Below are 19,405 nucleotides of genomic sequence, written 5' to 3'. Positions count from 1 at the left end.
CCCGCCTCCGCGGAAGCGAAAACCTTGACGTGATCTTCCAGTTTGACCCGAAGTGACGGCCGGATAGCGGCCGTCACTTCGTCGTTGGTGCCGGTGTCCTTAGGATGGGGACTGGATGAGGGCCTGTATTTGCGGCCCGGCATCCGCGCCAAGGGATCTCAGCCCAGCAAGGAGTCACATGATGCATGCAATCGTCGCCCGCGAGTCCGGCGGCCCCGGGGTCCTTGAGCTGTCGGAGGTGGAGCGCCCGGTCCCGGGACCCGGCCAGCTGCTGGTGAAGGTTGCCGCCATCGGCGTGAACTTCATCGACACCTACAAACGCAGCGGCAGCTACAAGGTGGGTTACCCCTTCACCCCGGGCTCCGAGGCTTCCGGAACTGTGGAGGAGACCGGCGCCGGAGTGACCGGTTTTTCACCCGGTGACCGGGTGGCTACGGCCGAGGGCGCCAACTGCTACGCCGGTTACACCCTGATCGATGAGGACAAGGCGCTGCCGGTCCCCGCCGGTGTGGACGACTTCACGGCCGCGGCTCTGCCGCTGCAGGGCATTACTGCGCACTACCTGATCAACTCCTCATTCAAAGTGGAGCCGGGCCACACCGTCCTGCTGCATGCCGGAGCGGGCGGCGTCGGTCTCCTGCTGATCCAGCTGCTCAAAGCCAGGGGTGCGCACGTCATCACCACCGTCTCTACGGACGAGAAGGAGTCGCTGGCCCGGGAAGCCGGCGCTGACCACGTGCTGCGCTACGAGGGTTTCGCTGCCAGGGTCCGCGAGCTGACCGACGGCGCTGGCGCGCATGTGGTGTACGACGGCGTCGGGAAGGACACCTTTGACGGATCCCTCGCCTCCCTGCGCATCCGCGGGACCCTTGTTCTTTTCGGTGCCGCGTCCGGCCCGGTGCCCCCCTTCGATCCACAGCGGCTCAACGCCGGCGGCTCGCTGTACCTGACGCGGCCGACGATCGTGCATTTCCTGCGCGACGCCAGGGAGCGCCGCTGGCGTTCGGATGAGCTCTTCGCCTCGGTCGCCGACGGATCCCTCAAGGTCCGGGTCGGCGCCCGCTACGGCCTTGCCGAAGCCGGCCAGGCGCACGATGACCTGGAACAACGGCGCACCACCGGAAAAGTCCTCCTGGTTCCCTGAACCGATCCCCGGGTCAGCGCCTGATATTCCAGGCACATGATGGGACCCTGGTGCGTTCGTCCGGGCCGACGCGCAGTATTAACACACGAGCGGCACCGTTAACGCTCGTGCGACGCCGGATACCTTCCGTTCACCTAAGCCGGAGACGATTTCCCCGTGACTGAGCAACAACAAACCCAGCGAGGTGATCTTCCGCGGTCTGCTGGCACCGCCGGCCCGGCCTTCCGGGCGCAACTTGCGGGCACCCTGGCGACGCCGCCGGAGCGGACGCTCGTTGACATCCTGAAGGACACGGCCGGGCGCTTCCCGGATGCCTCTGCTCTCGATGACGGGCATCAGTCGCTCAGTTATGCCCAGCTGTTGGTAGCCGTCCGGGCCAAGGCGCGGGAGCTCCACGCCGCCGGCCTGGGAGCGGGCGACAAGATCGGCGTCCGGATTCCGTCGGGCTCCAACCTGCTCTACGTCTCCATCCTGGCCATCCTCATGGTCGGGGCGGCCTATGTCCCGGTGGACGCCGATGATCCCAATGAACGGGCCAAACTTGTCTTTGGTGAGGCGAGGGTGGCCGGTATCCTGCGCGGGGGCGAGGTCGTGACAAACAGCTTGCGCTCCCGCCCGTTTCCCGCTCCCCGGCTCCCCGGCCCGGAGGACGACGCCTGGGTGATCTTCACGTCCGGGTCCACGGGGACACCCAAGGGCGTCGCGGTGCGGCACCGGTCCTCGGCGGCCTTCGTTGACGCCGAGGCCCGGCTTTTCCTCCAGGACGATCCCATCGGCCCGCAGGACCGTGTCCTGGCCGGACTGTCCGTTGCTTTCGACGCCTCCTGTGAGGAAATGTGGCTCGCCTGGCGGTACGGCGCCTGCCTGGTGCCGGCGCCGCGGGCCCTCGTCCGGACGGGCATGGACCTCGGTCCGTGGCTGATCAGCCACGGCATCACGGTCGTCTCCACTGTGCCCACCCTCGCCGCTCTCTGGCCGGTAGAGGCTCTGGAGAGCGTCCGCCTGCTCATCTTCGGCGGGGAAGCCTGCCCGCCGGAGCTCACCGAACGGCTGGCCGTCGAAGGTCGCGAGGTCTGGAACACGTACGGACCCACCGAGGCCACAGTCGTCGCCTGCGCCGCCCGGATGGGCGGTCCCGGTCCGATCAGGATCGGCCTTCCCCTGGACGGCTGGGATCTTGCCGTCGTCGACGCCAACGCCGTACCTGTCGGCGAAGGCGAGATCGGTGAACTGATCATCGGCGGCGTTGGCCTGGCCCGGTACCTGGACCCGGAGAAAGACGCCGAGAAATATGCCCCCATGCCGTCGCTCGGCTGGACCCGTGCGTACCGCTCCGGCGACCTGGTCCGCTATGAAGCTGAGGGGCTGATCTTCCAGGGCCGCGCCGATGAGCAGGTCAAGCTCGGTGGACGCCGGATTGAGTTGGGCGAGATCGACGCCGCCCTGCAGGCGCTGCCTGATGTCGCCGGCGCGGCGGCGACGGTGCAGACAACGGCGGCCGGCAACCAGATCCTCGTCGGATACCTCGCAGCGGCGGAGGGACGCGGGCTCGATCTGGCCGCTGCCCGGGAAGCCCTCGGTCAAAGCCTGCCGGCTGCGCTCATCCCGCTGCTGACAGTCGTTGATTCGCTGCCCACCAAAACCAGCGGCAAGGTGGACCGCCGTGCGCTGCCATGGCCGCTGGCAGGCGCCGGCGCCGCCGGAGCCGATGCGGCCCCGTTGAACCTTCCTGAGGACGCCTCGTGGATCGTGGAGCAGTGGACCGCGGTGCTAGGGAGTGCGGTGTCCAGCCTCGACGCCGATTTCTTCGCCTACGGGGGCGGGTCGCTGGCCGCTGCGCAGCTTGTGTCCGCCCTTCGCGTGCGCTTTCCCACCATCACGGTTGCGGACATTTACGCGACCCCCCGGGTCGGGGCGCTCATCGACGCCGCGCGACAGTCGCTGCCCGACGGAGGACTGGTTCCGGTCCCGGAGCGCACAGTCCGGCCCACGGCCCGCAAATCGCAGGTCTTTCAGACGCTCATGGGCATACCGTTGCATCTCTTGGTGGGCATGCGCTGGCTGACGTACCTCATGGCTGCCAACAACCTGCTCTTCTCCGTTGCCGGTTTCACGGCTGCGCCCACCGTGTCCTGGTGGTGGGTCGCGGCCTCCTGGCTCGTTTTCGTCAGCCCTGCGGGCCGGATGCTGATCTCCGTCTCCGCCGCGCGCCTACTGCTCCGCGGGGTGGTCCCGGGAGCCTACCCACGCTCCGGCCGGGTGCATCTCCGCCTCTGGCTGGCGGAGCAGATCCAGGACCTGGCGGGAGCGGTCAGCCTGGCCAGCGCGCCCTGGGTGCCCTATTACGCCCGGGCCCTCGGGGCGAAAATCGGCCACAACGTCCAGCTCCACTCACTGCCTCCCGTTACCGGCCTGCTCTCGCTTGGCAGCGGTTGCAACATTGAACCTGAAGTCGATCTTTCCGGCTGGTGGATCGACGGCGACATCGTCCACATCGGCGCCATCCACATCGGGCCCGGCGCTGCGGTCGGCAGCCGCAGCACTCTGATGCCCGGTGCCACCATCGGAGCCGGGGCCCAGGTGGCCGCCGGGTCGGCCGTGCTGGGCAAGGTGAAGGCCGGCCAACTCGTGGCAGGGTCTCCCGCTGAGCGGCGGGGCAAAGCCAAGCACACGTTGCCGGACACTCCCCCGGAGCATCCGCTGATCGCCCGGCTCTGGTTTGCCGGCTTCGCCACCGCCTCCGCTGCCCTGGCCCTGATCCCCTATCTGTCCGCTGCCGCGGCAGCTTCTGTGGTCTTCGCGTTCATCCGGGGCAGCGAATCACTAACGGCCGCACTCCCGCAGGTCCTGCTGTCCCTGCCGCCGGCAGCCCTGGTCTGGTTTCTTGCAAACGTTGTGCTGATCCTTGCCACCACCCGGCTTCTCGGCGCGGGGCTGGCCGAAGGCTACTACCGGGTGCGCAGCAGGATCGGCTGGCAGGTCTGGGCGACCGAGCGGGTGCTGGACATGGCCCGCGACTTGCTCTTTCCCATCTACGCCAGCCTCTTCACGCCTGTTTGGCTGCGCCTGCTCGGCGCCAAGATCGGCAAAAACGTGGAAGCGTCAACTGTTCTGCTGATCCCGAAGATGACCACCGTGGGCGAGGGCGCGTTCCTGGCCGACGACACCATGGTGGCTACCTACGAACTCGACGGCGGGTGGTTGCGGATCGCCCCCGCCAAGATCGGCAAACGATCGTTCCTCGGCAACTCCGGGATGACCGCGGCCGGACGCAGTGTGCCCAAGAACTCCCTGGTGGCAGTGCTTTCCGCTACCCCGGCAAAATCAAAGTCCGGGACTTCCTGGTTGGGCAGCCCGCCGGTCCGGCTCCGGCGCACCGCCATCGCCTCCGATGACACCAGGACGTACCAGCCGCCGCAGAAACTGAAGATCGCCCGCGCGCTGTGGGAACTGTGCCGCTTTGTCCCGGTCGTGGCCACGGTTGCGATCGCGGCCGGCGTCTTGATTGCCCTCGATTGGCTTGCCGCGGTCTCCAATTACGGCGTCGCGGCACTCTTGGGCGGCATCGTGGTCCTGCTCGCCGGCGCCGTGGCGGCCGGCAGCGCCGTCGTAGCGAAATGGTTGCTGGTGGGGCGCATCAAAGCCGGCGAGCACCCGCTGTGGAGCTCTTTCATCTGGCGCAACGAGGTGGTTGACACGTTCATCGAAATGGTCAGCGCCCCCTGGTTCGCCCGCTCCGCCACCGGAACACCGGCCTTGGTCTGGTGGCTCCGGGCCCTCGGCGCAAAGATCGGCGCCGGCACCTGGTGTGAAAGCTATTGGTTGCCCGAAGCGGACCTCGTGACCCTGGGGAAGAACTCCACAGTCAACCGGGGCTGCGTCGTCCAGACCCACTTGTTCCACGACCGCGTGATGAGCATTGACACTGTTACGCTCGAAGATGGGGCAACGATGGGCCCGCACGGAGTGATTCTCCCGCAGGCCCGGATCGGCAAGGGCGGCACGGTGGGCCCGGCGTCCCTCGTGATGCGGGGTGAGACGGTGCCCGCCGGGACGTACTGGATGGGTAATCCGGTCAGTCCGTGGGGTGGGCCTGCTACACCATCCCCCAAGTCGAAGTAGCCAGCCCCAACCTAATACGCTCCTGCAATCCCGAAGGCCCCTCGATGAGTTCCAGCCCCCAGAGTTCCACCGCTGCCGCTGGCACCGGAGGAGTCCCGTCCTCCGAAAAACCCGCGGTTTCTCCGGATCCTTACTTGCCAGGGCATGGCACCAACGCCTACCGTGTCACCCGATATGAAATAGAGCTGGACTATAAGCTCAGCAGCAACCGCCTGAACGGGCGCGCTGTGGTCCACGGCGTGACCCAGCGACCGACGTCGGCCATCGTCTTGGACCTCACCGGGCTCCGGGCCACGAAGATTCAGCTCGGCGGTCGAAAGGTTCGAAAGTTCAGCCACCGGGCCGACCAGCTCGTCGTGGTTCCCGAGGCCGCATTGCTCCCGGGCGAGGACTTCATCCTGGATATCCGCTACGAAGGCAACCCTTCCCCCCGCCGCGGTTTGTGGGGCGAAGTGGGCTGGGAGGAGCTGACCGACGGGGTGCTCGTGGCCGGGCAGCCCAACGGCGCGCCGTCCTGGTTTCCCTGCAACGACCACCCGCTGGACAAGGCAAGCTACCGGATTTCGGTGACCACCGACGCCAACTACCGGGCCGTGTGCAATGGCCTCCTGGTCTCCCGTACCAGCCGGTCGAGCCGCGAGACCTGGATCTATGAGCAAACCGAGCCCATGTCCACCTACCTCGCCACAGTACAAATCGGCCGCTATGAACTCCTGGTGCTCAATCCCGGCCATCCGGAATCCCACGTACCGCAGTATGCGGCCGTTCCGGCGGTGCTGGCGGATACGGCCCGCGCGGGGCTGGCGCGACAACCCGAGATGATGCGCACCTTCATCGATCGTTTCGGACCCTACCCCTTTCCGGAATACACGGCCGTGGTGACCGGGGACGACCTGGAAATCCCCTTGGAAGCGCAAAGCCTGTCCATCTTCGGCCCCAACCACTTGACGCAGGACTGGGAGTCCCAGCGGCTCATAGCCCACGAATTGTCCCATCAGTGGTTCGGCAATTCGCTAACGGCGGCCTCATGGAAGGACATCTGGCTCCACGAGGGATTCGCTTGCTACGCGGAATGGATCTGGTCCGAGGAAGCCGGCGTTATGTCTGTGGCGCGCCGCGCGGCAGGTGCGTGGCGGAAACTCAAGGCCGGCAAGCAGGACTTGCTGGTGGGCGACCCTGGACCGGAGCTCATGTTCGATGACCGCGTCTACAAACGCGGCGCCTTGGCACTGCATGCCCTGCGCCTGCACTGCGGCGACCTGGCATTTTTCTCCCTGCTCCATGACTGGGCCGGCCAGAACCGTCATGGCTCTGTCTCGACGGCGCAGTTCATCCTTACCGCTGACCATGCGACCGGGCTCGATACGGAAACACTCCTTCACCCGTGGTTATATCAGGAAGCGCTGCCACCCTTGCCAGGCAGCGACTAAATTCGGAGGATTCATCCGCCCGATTGCTCGCCGAGGGTCCTATCAGGCCGCGGGTTGGTACTTTGCGGATAGAGGGTCGGCGGGGTGTTCCTGGTCGGGGTCCGGGCCGGGATCCGGCGGCAGTCCCGTGTGCAGTTCCGCGTCCAGGTCCCAGTCCAGGTCCGCGTCCGGTGGCGGGTTCCAGCCCGGACCGTCGCCTGGCGGCGGCGTCCTGCCCGGACCGTCGCCTGGCGGCGGGGTCCTGCCCGGATCGTCGCCTGGTGGGAGGTCCCAGTCTGAGTCCGTGTCGTGTTCCTCGTCCGGTGGCGGTGTCCGGCCCTGGCCCTTGTCCAGTGGCGGCCCCGGGTTCGTTTGCGGGTCCGGGGTCTGAGCTGCCGGCGACCCCCGGTCCGGGGGCGGGGTCAGTGCTGTGAGGATGGCTGGCCAGGGCGGTGGTTCCCAGTTCTGGGATTCGCTGGGGTACCGCCGTCCCATCGGTGAGGTCCATCCGGGTGGGTGGTCTTTGCTGGCCCCGGTGGGTGTCCAGGCCGAGGCGTGTTTGAGGCGGTGGTGTTTGCGGCAGGGCTGGCCCAGGTTCGTGATCCCGGTGGTGCCGCCGTCGGCCCAGGCCAGGACGTGGTCTGCTTCGTTGTCCAGGGAGGCATTGTTACAGCCCGGGAACGGGCATTTGCCGTCCCGGAGCCGCAGCCAGCGCCGCTGGGCTCCGGTGAGCCGGTAGCTGGTCCTGCCGATCTCCAACGGCGCCCCGTCCCTGGGATCGGTCAGGACCCGGTAAAAGGACCCGGACCCGTCGGCGACCAGGCGGCGGGCGACCGACGGCGGAACCGGCCCGTACCCGTCCAACACCGCCGGTTCCCCGGTAAGACCGAGCAATGAGAGCACCGGGACGGTGATCAGGACCTGCGCCCGCGGCGACGGCACACCCCATGTCCCCGCAGCACCGGCACCCCCGGTACCCGCACCCGGACCGCCCGCCGCACCGGGGTCGCCGGCGTCGCCGGTGGTGGTGCCCGCCAGGAGCCAGGTCGCGGTGATGTCGGCGCGGAGCTGGGTCAAGGTCCTGGTCTCCGCCGGGCCCTGGAGGGCGCGCGCGGCGGTGGTGGCCCGGTCCCAGGCCGCGGACGCGGTCACGGCCGGGAGGTAGGCCGAGAACCAGGCCATGCCGTCCCGGTCCGGGCTGAACTCCACCCGCCGGTCCGCGACGCAGGTAGCGTGCCGGGCCTCGATACTGACCGGGTGGTGGCGTTCGCGCCAGGTCCGGGCTTTGGCCCGGAACCGGCCCGGGACGAGGTCCCCGGCCGGGCAGCCCCGGGCCGGGTTCGGCGCCGCGGGATCCAAAAAATGCGCTTCCAGCCCGGCCGTCCCTCCCCGGTCCAGGCCGGTGGTTTCCCCGACCATGACCCGGGCGTGCTGCCAGGACAACTCCCCGGCCTGCAACGCCGCCAGCGTCAACGGCAACCCCGAGCACAGTGCCCGGGACTCACAAATCAAAGCCCCAGCAGCGCGTTCGCTGACCGTCAACACGCACGCGACCTCCGCCACGACGGCCATCTCCCACGCGGTGCGCTGCTGCGGCGAAACCGCCGGCGGGGCCAGCGCCTCCGCGGCCCGGACATACTCACCGGTCAACCTGACCTTCACCGCCGCGGCCCCAGCCTCCAACCGCGCCACCTCAGCCAACCCCTCCAGACACGCATCCGCGACGTCCCGCAACGGATCCCCACCCACACCGTTGGCAGACGCTGAGTCCCGCCCCGCACCGCCGGGTTCCGCGGAACCCGGCCCGCCACCGGACAGGCCCGCCCCGAAGATCGCGGCAAGCGCCGCAACAGAACCGGCGACGGCACCCACCGCCTCCACACACTCCCCGCTCAAAGCTTCCCCGCTCTTCACACTTCCAGACTAAACCGGGGCACCGACAATCCTGATCCAACCGCTACTTGGGCGCCGGACACACGGAATCGGCAGCACACGCTTCGTCAGCCTCTTCGAAGCGAAGGAATCTCCATGCTGTGTCAACGGATGTTGGCGTGCCTTTCGGGTGTCCCGGCCGGTGGTGGCCGGGGCACCCGAGCACTTTTAGTCCGTCCAGCCGGGGTAGGGCTTCCGAGCCTGGTCCGGCAGGCCGGTGGCGGTGGCGGGAGGTTGTCCGGGCCGTGGGACTGGCCGGATGCCCAGTCGAAGAACACGTCGACGGTGATCGCTTCGAAGCAAGGGGCCTGGGCCTGGAACCAGTGCGTGGAGGTGTCGCCTTCGACGCAGGTGCCGTAGCCGAACAGTTCCCCGTCCTTATCGCTGGTGCGGGCGACGGCGAAGATGATCTAGGTCCAGGATCCGGCGTCCCAGCCTTCGCTGCCCCTGTTCGGCTGTGCGGACCACGGCGTGCCTTCGAGGGTGTCCATCCAGTCGTACCCGTCGACTGCCCTGTCGTCCGCTGGAGGAACCGGTGCGGCCACGGTCGTGACGGTGCCGGTCGTGGTTGCTCTCAGACCACGCTCTGGTTGGGAACGTGGATTAGCGTGACTTCCGTTGGTTAGGGGCGGTCAGCGCTTTCGAATTAGGAGCGGGTACATTGCTGCGGACAGTGTGCCGGCAATGACTCCGGCCGTCGCGCCGGTGGACCAGGAACCAGTCACCCAGCGGGTTAAGACGATGACCACGGTTGTACCGAGCACCACCGCAGCGATGAAGGCGACTACCCGCAGCCGCGGTCGTTGGGGAGAGTCCATGGGCTCACGGTACGGCACGGCAACGTGCGGCAGGGCCACACCGGCCGCTGTCGGCGCACTGTTCTTCGGTGGAATGCTGATCTTTCCGCTGACGACACTTGCCATTCGGCTTTCCGGACGGCCCTCGTCGTTGCCGGCCGGGCACCCGATGGCACCCCTGGCGATGCAGATAGCGTTCACGGTACCGATCGGCTTTGTCGTGATCGTGGCCCTGCTCGACGGACGCAGTGAACTGTTCTTTCCGGCGGGCATGGTCATCGTCGGGGCGCACTACCTCCCCTTCGTCTTCCTCTACGGCATGCGCCTGTTCGCCGTCCTGTCCGCAGCACTGGTCGTACCAGGCATCCTCCTCCTGTATGGGCTGCCCGCCCCGTCCACCGTCGTCGGATGGTTCACCGGGGCTCTGCTCGTAGCCTTCGCATTCCTGCTTCGCACGTCCGCCCGCTCCCTGCAGAACACCCCGCTTAGCCGGGGACGCTAACGTGGCGAACCGGGCCCCTGCCCGGGTGCCCGCCGATGGCGGCCGAAACCGGGTGCCGTTGGCACCGCCCGTGGAAGCATCGTGAGGAAGCTGCTGCGGATCTTCGGGACCCTCGGGCTCGCCGCCGTAGTGCTGGTGGCAGTCTCGAGCTGAGCGGCACCGGCCGTCAACGGCTGCGCACAGTCCCACGCCGGTGGAACCGTCCACCGGCCCGATCGATGAGAGGTATGGGCTGAGATGACCATCACCGCGTCGCCGGCGAGTTCACGCGGCAACATCATCCGGGCGCTGAAACAGGCCGCCGCGTCACGGTGCGCCGCCGCCGGGCAGGGCGCATGTCCAGCACCACGGACACCCGGGCAGACAGACCCGCAAGAGCCTCCGGTGGACCGTCCGGCGCCGACAGTAAGGGAACCTCGCGGCGGATGGTTTGACTACGATCCCGCGAACTGGCCTGCGCTTTAACGGGATGCCGCGGCGGCTTCGATGGCCCCATCGAGGCCCAGTTGATCCGGCTGTCCCCGGCCCGGTTATCGGACGTAACGGCGCGGCCTTCGCGGGGGCCATCGTCGTACGGCTCGCTCAAGCATATTTGTGATCTGGCTGGGTAGAACCATCGAAGTGACAGGTCCCGGCAGCCCTCCCCCGTCCCCTTGGCGGGCGGAAGGCTGGGATATGGAGTGATGCAGCGCTTGCTCTCGTGAGGGCTAGGTTGGGCGTATGAGTGAATCTTCGAATGAACCGTCTCCTCCCGCCGAAGGGTTCAGCGCGGCAGCACGGATGAGCTTACGCAGCGAACTCGACGCCACCCGGTATTCTGCGGTCGACGAGCATTGGGCTGGCGGAGTTCAGCCGCAATACGGAGTGGCGCCAAGAATCAGAATCGGACAGAACAAATGGTTCAACCTTCTCTGGCTGATCCCTATCGGGCTGCTGCTGCTGATCGTCGGGGTGGCAGTCGCCCAGGGCATCCGTGAATTGCCTCAGGTGCAGGCCTTCCTGCAGCGTTATCCCGGTGAGTCACAGCCGCTGCCGAATGCTCCGGTTGGCTTCCCCGCATGGGTGGGCTGGCAGCACTTCCTCAACATGTTCCTCATGATCTTCATCATCCGGTCCGGGGTGTCGATCCTCGCAGACCATCCGCGGCTTTATTGGACCCGCAACGCGACGCCCGGCAAGGACTGGTTCCGGGTGCAGAAGCCCGTGCCCACGGCCCCGCTCTATACGGCGAAGGAGGACTCCATCACGCTGCCTGACGGTGTCGGCCTGCCGGGCCGGCGGCATTCGATCGGTCTGGCCCGCTGGTGGCATCTGGGCATCGACACTCTGTGGCTGGCAAACGGCGTCGTCTTCTACATCCTGTTGTTCACCACCGGACAGTGGATGCGGTTGGTTCCGGTGCGGTGGGATGTTTTCCCGAACGCCGTTTCGGTCGCGATTCAGTACCTCTCGCTGCGCTGGCCGGTCGAGAGCGGGTGGAACAACTACAACAGCCTGCAACTTCTCGCGTACTTCATCACGGTGTTCATCGCCCCGCCGGTGGCTCTCCTGACCGGGCTTGGCATGTCCCCGGCGTTGTCCACCCGGTTCCGTTGGGTGAGCCGGTTCTTCAGCATCCAGGTGGCCCGCTCCCTGCACTTCTTCGTGCTGTGCTGGTTCGTCCTCTTCATCGTCATTCACGTCACTCTGGTGTTCACCACCGGTGCCCTGCGCAATCTGAACCACATCTACGCGTCCCAGAACACGGCATCCTGGACCGGATTCTGGATTTTCGCCGACTCAATGGTCGTGATTATCGTCGGGTGGGTCGCCGCGACCCCGTTCACGTATCGTCATCCGCGGGTCGTGCAACGCCTGGGTTACGCACTCGTAGGACCCGCTCAGCGGCTGTTCGAACATGTCGACTCGAAACCCGGCGAGTACACAGAGAAAGACATCTCGCCCTATTTCTGGCACAACGGCAACTACCCCGACAGCGCAAAGTACAAGCAACTCCAGGCGGATGGCTTCATCGATTACAAGCTCGCTGTCGGCGGCCTCGTCGAGAACCCGGTCGAGCTGTCCCTCGGGGAACTCCGGGCTCTTCCATATCAGGAGCAGATTACGCAGCATTTCTGCATTCAAGGCTGGTCCGGGGTGGCAAAGTGGGGCGGGATTTCCATGCAGACGATCCTGGACACCGTACGTCCAAAGCCCGAAGCCAGATGGGTGATCTTCTACTCGTTCGCCAACGGCCCGGAGGGCGGCCTCTACTATGACGCCCACGCCATCGAGCAGATGGGCTACCACCTCACGATGCTCGCATACGACATGAACGGCGCACCCGTTTCGTTCGGCCACGGGGCACCGCTTCGCCTCCGCAACGAAGTCGAACTCGGATTCAAAATGGTGAAGTGGATCCAAGCCATCGAGTTTGTCGAAAGCTTCGCGGACATCGGGGGCGGGCTGGGCGGTTACAACAACGACCACGAGTTCTTTGGCTACCGGCAATCCATATGACGGAATCGAAACCCTTCATTCCTTCCGTCGCCAAGGAGCGGAGCTGATCGGGCCCATGGTGGTTACGGTCGCGGCGGATCGTCGTCACGCGGGAACCGGACTGTACTCAACGAATACCCGGTGATCGCGACAACTTCACGAGCCGGCAGATGCTGGCGCTCATCGATCACGAACTGGGGCAGGATCAGCGCCGAGAACCACCTGCCGCGCACCCTCTGAAGCGTGGTGGACCCGTCATTCGCGGCTCAAATCTGTGCCGCGTCCGTGTACCTGTCCTGCCGGCTTGACGGGTTGTCGGGCCACGAAGCGGGTTGTCGTTCCAGCGGTGTCGGAGAAACGCCTGAGAATCTCCGGCAAGGGTGTGCAACTTCTGGTTACGGCTGATCGAGGCCCGCCGGAGGATATCGAAGGCTTCCTCCCGCGAGCACCTGCTCTGCGCACGATCACCCCGCAGGCGAGGTTGATCGCTGTCCAGCCCTCCATCGCGGCCTTCAATGACCGCTGAGCAGATCCGTCGCGGCGATCCTGATGCCACGGCGCAAGGCATCACTGGCCATGTCCGCAAGGTCGACTGCAACGGCAACGGCGTCCCCGGTAAACAGGCCCGGGCCGGGGGCAGAAATGTTCAGCACTGCAGTTGTTTCCTGGCGCAGCTAAAGGGGCACAGCCACCGCTGCAGAGTACCCGGCTGGGCGAAACCTGCTAGTCAGCGTCGACGGCGGCCAGCGCGCCGACGAAGCCCGCGGGCAAGCCCAGCGCCACCGCGTCCAAGTCGACGAGCAGGCCGCCGTTGCCGGGTTCCACGAATGCCTCCACCGTGGCCGGATCGACCCGCAATCCAGTACCCCGGGACTTCAGCAGGGCCTCCTTGCGGGCCCACGCGGACGCCCGCCACAGCGTCGCCCTGTCCGGCGCCAGGGCGCTTAGAAGCTGCCGTTCGGACGGCGTGAGGGCAACGGCGTCGAACCCGGGAAACCTCACGCGGGCGCTGTGCTCCAGGTCGACGCCGACAGAGGCCGCAAGTGCACCGTCCGCCCCCACACCCCTGGCGGCCAGCAGGGCCCAGCCCCGGCTGCGGGACAGGCTGAGGATAAGACACGCGGCTCTTCCGTCGAGCCGGTAGCCGGGCCGGCCGTGGTCAAGCTCCGGGCCTGTGCCGCAGTCCGGGCACGAATAGTTGGCTGACAGATCTTCGGGGTGTACGCCGAGGATCTCCGCCGCGAATCCGCGCAGTGCCACCCTCCCGGAGAGAAAGTCGTGCCGCACGAGGGGATCCGCGATGCGGGCGGCGCGCATGCGTTCCACAGAGTCGAGAACTGCACCGCCGTCCCGCCACCCGTCCGGTCCGGCGTCGGCAAGACGAACGGACCGGACGGTGATTCCGGCTACGGCGAGTGTTCCGCCGTTTTCTAGCGTTGGACTGCTCCGAAGCGCTCGTGAGCAACGGCCACCGCGCCTTCACGGGCCGCCGACGCCTCATCGGCGGTCAGCGTGCGGTCACTGGCGCGGAAGCGCAAGCTGAAGGCCAACGACTTCTTGCCCTCCTCAATGCCTTGGCCCGCGTACACGTCGAACAGGGCGACGTCCTCAAGGAGGCCACCGGCACCCGCCCGGAGAGCGGCAAGCACATCTTCCGCCGGGACGTCCTGCGGCACCACGAGGGCCACATCCTGGGTAGCGACCGGGAAGGTGGAGAGGTGCCGGGAGACAATCACGTCGGCGGCAGCCTCGAAGAGCGCGTCGGCGTTGAATTCGAGCGCAACGGAGCGGGCAGGCATGTCGTGCGCGGCCAGCAGCTTGGGGTGCAGTTCGCCGGCGTAGCCCAGGATCTCGCCGGTGCGGAGCGCAAGCTGCGCCGCCCGTCCCGGGTGGAAGGCCTGGTGGCTGCCCTGGCTGACGACGATTTCGACGCCGAGTACGTCTCCTGCGATCCGCGCGATGTCCAGCGCATCGGCCCAGTCCCATGCCCGGGCCGGGTGGCCTGCGGCGACGGGTGAGTCATGTCCGGTGAGCACCGCGGCAAGGTACAGCGGCTGGTCCGGGACGCCGTCGTACAGGCCGTCCAGCACCTCATCAGCGGGCCGGATTCCCAGTGGCGGGATCGAGGCGGTGCCCAGCGTATCGCCCGGCAGGAAGACAAGTCCGGCCTCAAACAAGGCAAGATCCCGGAAGCCGCGCGAGTGGTTGCGCTTGGCTACCTCGATCAAGCCCGGCAGGATCGAGGTGCGCAGGTAGCCCTGCTCCTCACTGATGGGGTTGGCGAGCTTAAGCGCTTTCCTCGCGGTTCCCGCCGCGGGTACGCCAAAAGTGTCATTGGCGGCTTGGGAGACGAACGGGTACGCAAGCACCTCGGTGAGCCCCGACGCTGCCAGCGCCTGCACCAGTCGTCGGCGTTGCTGCTGCACGCGGGTCAGTCCGCGGCCTGGAGGCGCCACCGGCAGGGACGCCGGGATCTTGTCATAACCGACCAGCCGGGCGATCTCCTCGGACAGATCCTCCTTGGTTTCCAGGTCGTTCCGCCAGCTCGGGGCCGTCACCAGGTACCCGCTGCCGCTCTTTTCGACGACGGCGCCCAGGTCTTCGAGCGAGGTGCGGATCTGGTCCTCGGTGAAATCGATGCCGATGCGTTCCGCGGCGAAGGTTGCGGGCAGTTCCACGGCGACGGCGGCCGGTGCGGTTCCGACGTCGGTACCCTCGGCGACGGCAGTGCCGCCGGCAAGCTCCACGAGGAGGTCGACGACCCGCTGGGCGGCGATGTTGGCGACGTGCCAGTCGACGCCGCGTTCGAAGCGTTTGGAGGCCTCCGACGGGAGTTTGTGGCGGCGGCGGGAGCGTGCGATGGACACTTCGTCGAAGTGCGCGGCCTCCACGAGGACGTTGGTGGTGGAGTCGGACACCTCAGTGGCGGCTCCGCCCATCACGCCGGCGATGCCGATCGCACCGGAATCGTCGGTGATGAGGAGGTCCTCGACGTCGAGCGTGCGTTCTTTGTCGTCCAGGGTGGTGATCTTTTCCCCGGCCACCGCCCGGCGGACCACGATGTCACCGGACAGGGTGTCCAGGTCGTAGCAGTGGGTGGGCTGGCCAAGTTCCAGCATGACGTAGTTGGAGATGTCCACTGGCAACGAAATCGAGCGGATTCCGGCGAGCCGCAGCCGGGAGGTCATCCACGGGGGCGTGGGCTTCGTGGCGTCGACGCCGCGGACGGTGCGGACCACGAACCGGTCGCAGCCTGGCTTGCCGTAGATGGGGGCGTCATCGTTGAGCTTCACGCCGTGGCCGCCTGCCAGCCCAGCAGGTGCCTGGGCCCTGGTTGCCGGGTCCGTGAAAGCCGTGCCGGTGGCGTGGGCATATTCCCGGGCCACACCCCGGATCGAGAAAGCGTAACCACGATCCGGGGTGACGTTGATTTCGGCGGCCTGGTCGTAGAGGCCCAGCAGTTCCATGGCGTCCGTACCGATTTCCGGGTCCAGCCCGATCCTTGCCAGCACCAGGATGCCGTCGTGGTCCTCGCCGATGCCGAGTTCGCGCACGGAGGCGATCATGCCGGCGGACAGGTGCCCGTAAGTTTTGCGGGCCGAAATGCGGAAGTCGCCGGGCAGCACAGCACCCGGAAGGGTGACCACCACCTTGTCGCCTTCGACGAAGTTGTGGGCGCCGCAGATGATGCCCTGGACGCCCGAGGGGTCGATGCCCTCACCGGTGAGGCTCTGTTGCTGACCTGCAGGGACCACCCGGACCTGGCACCAGTTGATGGTCTTGCCGTTGGTCTGGGGTTCCTTGACGATGCTCAGGACCTGACCCACCACGATGGGGCCCTGGAGCGCGTCCGTAGGCCGGTGCACTGCTTCTTCTTCGAAGCCGACCTTGACGAGGTCTGCCATCACGTCTTCGGCTGTCGCTTCGGCCGGTACTGCTGCGAATTCACGCAGCCAGGAAAGTGGGATACGCATACTTAAATCTCCATCCCGAAGTGCTCGCTGAATCGTACGTCGCCTTCGATCATGTCGCGCATGTCGCCGACTTCGTTGCGGAACATGAGCGTCCGCTCGATGCCCATGCCGAAGGCGAAACCTGAATATATGTCCGGATCGATGCCCGCGGCACGGAGCACATTGGGATTGACCATTCCGCAGCCGCCCCATTCGATCCAGCTGGGGCCACCTTTGGCGCCCGGGTGCCAGATGTCCAGCTCCGCGGAAGGTTCGGTGAATGGGAAGTAGTTGGGGCGCAGCCGGATCTGCGCCTCGTCGCCGAACATCTGCCGGGCGAAGTGCTCCAGGGTGCCACGGAGGTCCGCCATGCTGAGCTTTTTATCGATGGCCAGGCCCTCGAACTGGTGGAACACCGGCGTGTGGGTGGCGTCGAGTTCGTCGGTGCGGAAGACCTTGCCCGGGCACAGGACGTAGATGGGCAGTTCGCGTTCCAGCATGGAGCGGACCTGCACCGGAGAGGTGTGGGTGCGCATCAGCAAGTGGGCTTCGGGCGGCTCCACGAAGAACGTGTCCTGCATTTCGCGGGCGGGGTGGTCCGGCTTGAAGTTCAGCGCGTCGAAGTTGAACCACTCGGACTCCACCTCGGGACCTTCGGCGATTTCCCAGCCCATGCCCACGAAGATGTCCGCGACGCGTTCCTGCAGGGTGGAGAGCGGGTGGCGTGCACCGGCACGACGGCGGCGCGGAGCGGCGGTGACGTCCACGGTCTCCTCGACCAGGATCCGCGCGTCGTTCTCGGCAACGAGTTCAGCCGTACGGTCCGCGAGCGCTTTGTTGACCCGTCCGCGGGAGGAGCCCATGAGCTTGCCGGCGGCGGCCTTCTGGTCCTTGGCAAGTCCACCGATTTCACGATTGGCGAGGCTCAGCGCGGACTTCTCGCCGGTGTGCGCGAGGCGCGCGGCCTTGAGTTCGTCGAGCGTGGAGGCGGCGGCTATGGCGGCAACGGCCTGGTCTACGGCGGCGGTGATGGCGGCTTCATCCAGGGGATTCGGGACGCCGGCGCCCGGCAAAGTTTCAGTCATCTACTGTTCTTAGCTATGAGTTGGTTCATGCCGGCGGCACGGGACCACTAGTTGCAGGGACCGGCGCGCCGACAAAGGGCAGGGCTCGCCAAATAGCTCCGGCGGGCACTCGTCTTCAGTCTAGTTGAACCGGCCCGATGAACGTGTCCGGTCGACCCAATCGGAACGGCGCACGGCTAGCATGGGGCCATGACGCCGGGAGAACGGCTGCGGCAGCTGGCCAATGCAGTGAACGGAACCACCCCGCTGGGGTTGCTGCTGGCCGGCTGTGCCCGTACTCCTCTCCGCGGCGGTCCACGCGGACTGCTGATCGCCACCGGATACCGCTGGCCGTTGCCCAAGGCCGGTGCGTTCACTGTGGGCAACGTGGTGATCTTCCGCTCCGGACCCGCGGAAGTCCTGGCCAACCCCGTGCTGCTGGGGCATGAGGAGCGCCACTGCACCCAGTACGCCTGGTGCCTGGGCCTGCCGTTTCTGCCGCTGTACTTCCTTGCGGCAGGCTGGTCCCTGGTCCGAACCGGCAACCCCGGCTCGCGCAACGTGTTCGAACGGCACGCCGGCCTCCGGGCCGGGGGCTATCCGGAGCCAACGCACGCCCACTCCCCACACAGGCCCAGCGGCCCCCAAACGGATCGAGGCACGACATGACCGACAACCCCAGAACCATCTCAGTCAGTGGAACCGGCAGCGCGGAAGCAGCACCGGACCTGCTGACCCTGTCGATCGGCGTCGAGTGCCGGCAGGAAGGCGTGGACAGGGCGTACGGTGAGGCAGGCCGCGTCTCCGCCGCCATTACCGCCGCACTGCGCCGCCATGGCATCGCGGGCCCGGACATCACGACGTCAGGACTTAACGTCCGTGCGGAGGTGAACTGGCAAGAAGGCCAGGGGCAAGTAGTCTCGGGCTACCTGGCCTCCAATGTGCTCAGTGTACGGATCAGGGAGCTGGGCTCATCCTCGGAGGTCATCGCAGCGGCGGTCTCGGCCGGCGGCAACGACGTCCGGCTGAACGGGCTGGAACTCGGTTTCGCTGATCCCGCCGCGGTCACTGCGCTGGCCCGCACAGCAGCCTGGCAGGACGCCCTCACCACTGCTGCGCATTTTGCTTCTTTAGCCGGCGCATCGCTGGGCAGAGTGGTCTCCCTGGCGCAGCAAACCGGGCACCCTGCGCCGATCCCGCTCGCGAGGATGCAGCGGGCCGCCGCAGTGGAACCGCTGGCTGTGGAGGCCGGCCAGTCGAGCGTCACCGCCACGGTCTCCGTGGTGTGGGAATTGCTTGACTGAGCCGGTGGGTCGCATGCCGGGCGGGCGCGGCTTGTACAGCTAGTGGGTGGTGCCGGCGGCGATCTTCAGGTCCGCCGTCGTGCCCAGGGTGGTGCGGACAACGGCGGCGAGCGCCTCCGTCATGTGCTCCAGCGTCAGCGACGGCTGATTGCTCCCCGGCGGCAGCTGGGCCGGTTCGTAGGGGACATGGACGAAACCTCCCCGCGTTCCGGGACGGTGCCGCAGGGCATGCATCAATCCATAGAAGAGGTGGTTGCAAACGTAGGTGCCGGCCGTCTGCGAGACCTCGGCGGGGATCCCCGCCGCGAGGAGTGCAGTGAGTACAGCCTTAACCGGAAGGGTGCTGAAGTAGGCTGCCGGTCCCCCGCTGACCACAGCCTGGTCCACGGGTGAGTTGCCCGCATTGTCAGGGATCCGCGCGTCGTCGCAGTTGATGGCAATCCGTTCCAGCGAAATCCGGGGCCTTCCCCCGGCCTGGCCGGCGCAGACCACCAGATCCGGTCCGTAGTGATCCAGCGCCGCTTCCAGGACCCGGGTCGCTTCCCCGAAGACACACGGCAGTTCCACGGCCCGCGCGTCCAGTCCCTCCGCACGGAGCCGGGCAGCGGCCTCCCGCGCGGCCGACCAGGACGGGTTGGTGCTTTCGCCGCCGAACGGCTCGAATCCTGTCAGCAAAATCATCGCCCCAGCCTAGCAACGG

At 66.9% G+C, this 19,405-nt stretch carries 15 protein-coding genes; 7 read left to right on the top strand and 8 right to left on the bottom strand.

What is annotated here, in order from left to right; translation table 11 throughout:
* The first annotated feature begins 178 nt into the window (after positions 1-178).
* The 3 genes from RCH15_RS04485 to RCH15_RS04475 all read left to right on the top strand — a co-directional run bounded on the left by RCH15_RS04485 (position 179) and on the right by RCH15_RS04475 (position 6,696).
* The gene (locus RCH15_RS04485) at positions 179-1,144 is read left to right on the top strand and encodes a quinone oxidoreductase family protein (protein WP_326958424.1); all 966 of its coding nucleotides are present in this window, start codon (positions 179-181) and stop codon (positions 1,142-1,144) included.
* A gap of 156 nt (positions 1,145-1,300) precedes the next feature.
* Positions 1,301-5,266 (top strand): Pls/PosA family non-ribosomal peptide synthetase, encoded by a 3,966-nt coding sequence (locus RCH15_RS04480; protein WP_409017509.1) that lies wholly within the window; start codon positions 1,301-1,303, stop codon positions 5,264-5,266.
* Between the two features lie 44 nt (positions 5,267-5,310).
* Positions 5,311-6,696 (top strand): M1 family metallopeptidase, encoded by a 1,386-nt coding sequence (locus RCH15_RS04475; RefSeq protein WP_326958422.1) that lies wholly within the window; start codon positions 5,311-5,313, stop codon positions 6,694-6,696.
* A 42-nt stretch (positions 6,697-6,738) separates the two neighbouring features.
* On the opposite strand, the gene RCH15_RS04470 is transcribed toward RCH15_RS04475, so the two are convergent.
* The 3 genes from RCH15_RS04470 to RCH15_RS04460 form a co-directional block, all read right to left on the bottom strand.
* Positions 6,739-8,589, bottom strand: coding sequence for an HNH endonuclease signature motif containing protein (locus tag RCH15_RS04470; protein ID WP_326958420.1), 1,851 nt, complete (start codon positions 8,587-8,589; stop codon positions 6,739-6,741).
* A 428-nt stretch (positions 8,590-9,017) separates the two neighbouring features.
* Positions 9,018-9,152 carry a hypothetical protein gene (locus RCH15_RS04465; RefSeq protein WP_326958418.1) on the bottom strand — a complete coding sequence of 45 codons (135 nt, stop codon included), beginning with the start codon at positions 9,150-9,152 and terminating at the stop codon, positions 9,018-9,020.
* 87 nt (positions 9,153-9,239) lie between these two features.
* Positions 9,240-9,425, bottom strand: coding sequence for a hypothetical protein (locus RCH15_RS04460; protein ID WP_326958416.1), 186 nt, complete (start codon positions 9,423-9,425; stop codon positions 9,240-9,242).
* Between RCH15_RS04460 and RCH15_RS04455 the strand changes: the two genes are divergently transcribed.
* Positions 9,424-9,906: a DUF7010 family protein gene (locus RCH15_RS04455; protein ID WP_326958414.1), complete on the top strand. Its 483-nt coding sequence runs from the start codon at positions 9,424-9,426 to the stop codon at positions 9,904-9,906. The two genes, RCH15_RS04460 and RCH15_RS04455, sit on opposite strands and share 2 nt — an antisense overlap.
* Positions 9,907-10,626: 720 nt before the next feature.
* Positions 10,627-12,405: a molybdopterin-dependent oxidoreductase gene (locus RCH15_RS04450; protein ID WP_326958412.1), complete on the top strand. Its 1,779-nt coding sequence runs from the start codon at positions 10,627-10,629 to the stop codon at positions 12,403-12,405.
* A gap of 491 nt (positions 12,406-12,896) precedes the next feature.
* Here RCH15_RS04450 and RCH15_RS04445 read toward each other — a convergent pair whose 3' ends face one another.
* From RCH15_RS04445 to RCH15_RS04430, 4 genes are all read right to left on the bottom strand, one after another.
* A complete protein-coding gene (locus RCH15_RS04445; RefSeq protein ID WP_326958410.1) occupies positions 12,897-13,037 on the bottom strand; it encodes a hypothetical protein in 141 nt (46 codons plus the stop codon).
* 70 nt (positions 13,038-13,107) lie between these two features.
* Complete coding sequence (locus RCH15_RS04440) at positions 13,108-13,701, bottom strand: 4'-phosphopantetheinyl transferase family protein (RefSeq protein WP_326958408.1); 594 nt, start codon at positions 13,699-13,701, stop codon at positions 13,108-13,110.
* A 113-nt stretch (positions 13,702-13,814) separates the two neighbouring features.
* Entirely contained in the window at positions 13,815-16,358 is a 2,544-nt protein-coding gene (gene pheT / locus RCH15_RS04435) for a phenylalanine--tRNA ligase subunit beta (protein ID WP_326958406.1), read from the bottom strand.
* A gap of 2 nt (positions 16,359-16,360) precedes the next feature.
* On the bottom strand, positions 16,361-17,422 hold the full coding sequence (locus RCH15_RS04430; RefSeq protein ID WP_326958404.1) for a phenylalanine--tRNA ligase subunit alpha: 1,062 nt from the start codon (positions 17,420-17,422) through the stop codon (positions 16,361-16,363).
* 189 nt (positions 17,423-17,611) lie between these two features.
* Between RCH15_RS04430 and RCH15_RS04425 the strand changes: the two genes are divergently transcribed.
* Together RCH15_RS04425 and RCH15_RS04420 are read left to right on the top strand one after the other, a co-directional pair.
* Entirely contained in the window at positions 17,612-18,070 is a 459-nt protein-coding gene (locus tag RCH15_RS04425) for a hypothetical protein (protein ID WP_326958402.1), read from the top strand.
* Positions 18,067-18,705 (top strand): SIMPL domain-containing protein, encoded by a 639-nt coding sequence (locus RCH15_RS04420; protein ID WP_326958400.1) that lies wholly within the window; start codon positions 18,067-18,069, stop codon positions 18,703-18,705. Before RCH15_RS04425 ends, RCH15_RS04420 begins: the two co-directional genes overlap by 4 nt.
* 39 nt (positions 18,706-18,744) lie before the next feature.
* On the opposite strand, the gene pcp is transcribed toward RCH15_RS04420, so the two are convergent.
* Positions 18,745-19,386: a pyroglutamyl-peptidase I gene (gene pcp / locus RCH15_RS04415; protein ID WP_326958398.1), complete on the bottom strand. Its 642-nt coding sequence runs from the start codon at positions 19,384-19,386 to the stop codon at positions 18,745-18,747.
* Positions 19,387-19,405 lie beyond the last annotated feature (19 nt).

The sequence above is a fragment of the Arthrobacter sp. MP_M4 genome (assembly GCF_035984855.1).
Taxonomy (GTDB): Bacteria; Actinomycetota; Actinomycetes; order Actinomycetales; family Micrococcaceae; genus Arthrobacter.
The sequence above is the reverse complement of the archived record's forward strand: the minus strand, read 5'-3'. Positions and strand labels throughout refer to the sequence as shown.

Bases quoted from the DNA above. Each gene is read 5' to 3' on its own strand.
- RCH15_RS04425 (WP_326958402.1), top strand. From the start codon at position 17,612: ATGACGCCGGGAGAACGGCTGCGGCAGCTGGCCAATGCAGTGAACGGA.
- RCH15_RS04430 (WP_326958404.1), bottom strand. From the start codon at position 17,422: ATGACTGAAACTTTGCCGGGCGCCGGCGTCCCGAATCCCCTGGATGAA.
- RCH15_RS04450 (WP_326958412.1), top strand. From the start codon at position 10,627: ATGAGTGAATCTTCGAATGAACCGTCTCCTCCCGCCGAAGGGTTCAGC.
- pcp (WP_326958398.1), bottom strand. From the start codon at position 19,386: ATGATTTTGCTGACAGGATTCGAGCCGTTCGGCGGCGAAAGCACCAAC.
- RCH15_RS04455 (WP_326958414.1), top strand. From the start codon at position 9,424: ATGGGCTCACGGTACGGCACGGCAACGTGCGGCAGGGCCACACCGGCC.
- RCH15_RS04420 (WP_326958400.1), top strand. From the start codon at position 18,067: ATGACCGACAACCCCAGAACCATCTCAGTCAGTGGAACCGGCAGCGCG.
- RCH15_RS04475 (WP_326958422.1), top strand. From the start codon at position 5,311: ATGAGTTCCAGCCCCCAGAGTTCCACCGCTGCCGCTGGCACCGGAGGA.
- RCH15_RS04440 (WP_326958408.1), bottom strand. From the start codon at position 13,701: ATGCGCGCCGCCCGCATCGCGGATCCCCTCGTGCGGCACGACTTTCTC.
- RCH15_RS04485 (WP_326958424.1), top strand. From the start codon at position 179: ATGATGCATGCAATCGTCGCCCGCGAGTCCGGCGGCCCCGGGGTCCTT.
- pheT (WP_326958406.1), bottom strand. From the start codon at position 16,358: ATGCGTATCCCACTTTCCTGGCTGCGTGAATTCGCAGCAGTACCGGCC.
- RCH15_RS04460 (WP_326958416.1), bottom strand. From the start codon at position 9,425: ATGGACTCTCCCCAACGACCGCGGCTGCGGGTAGTCGCCTTCATCGCT.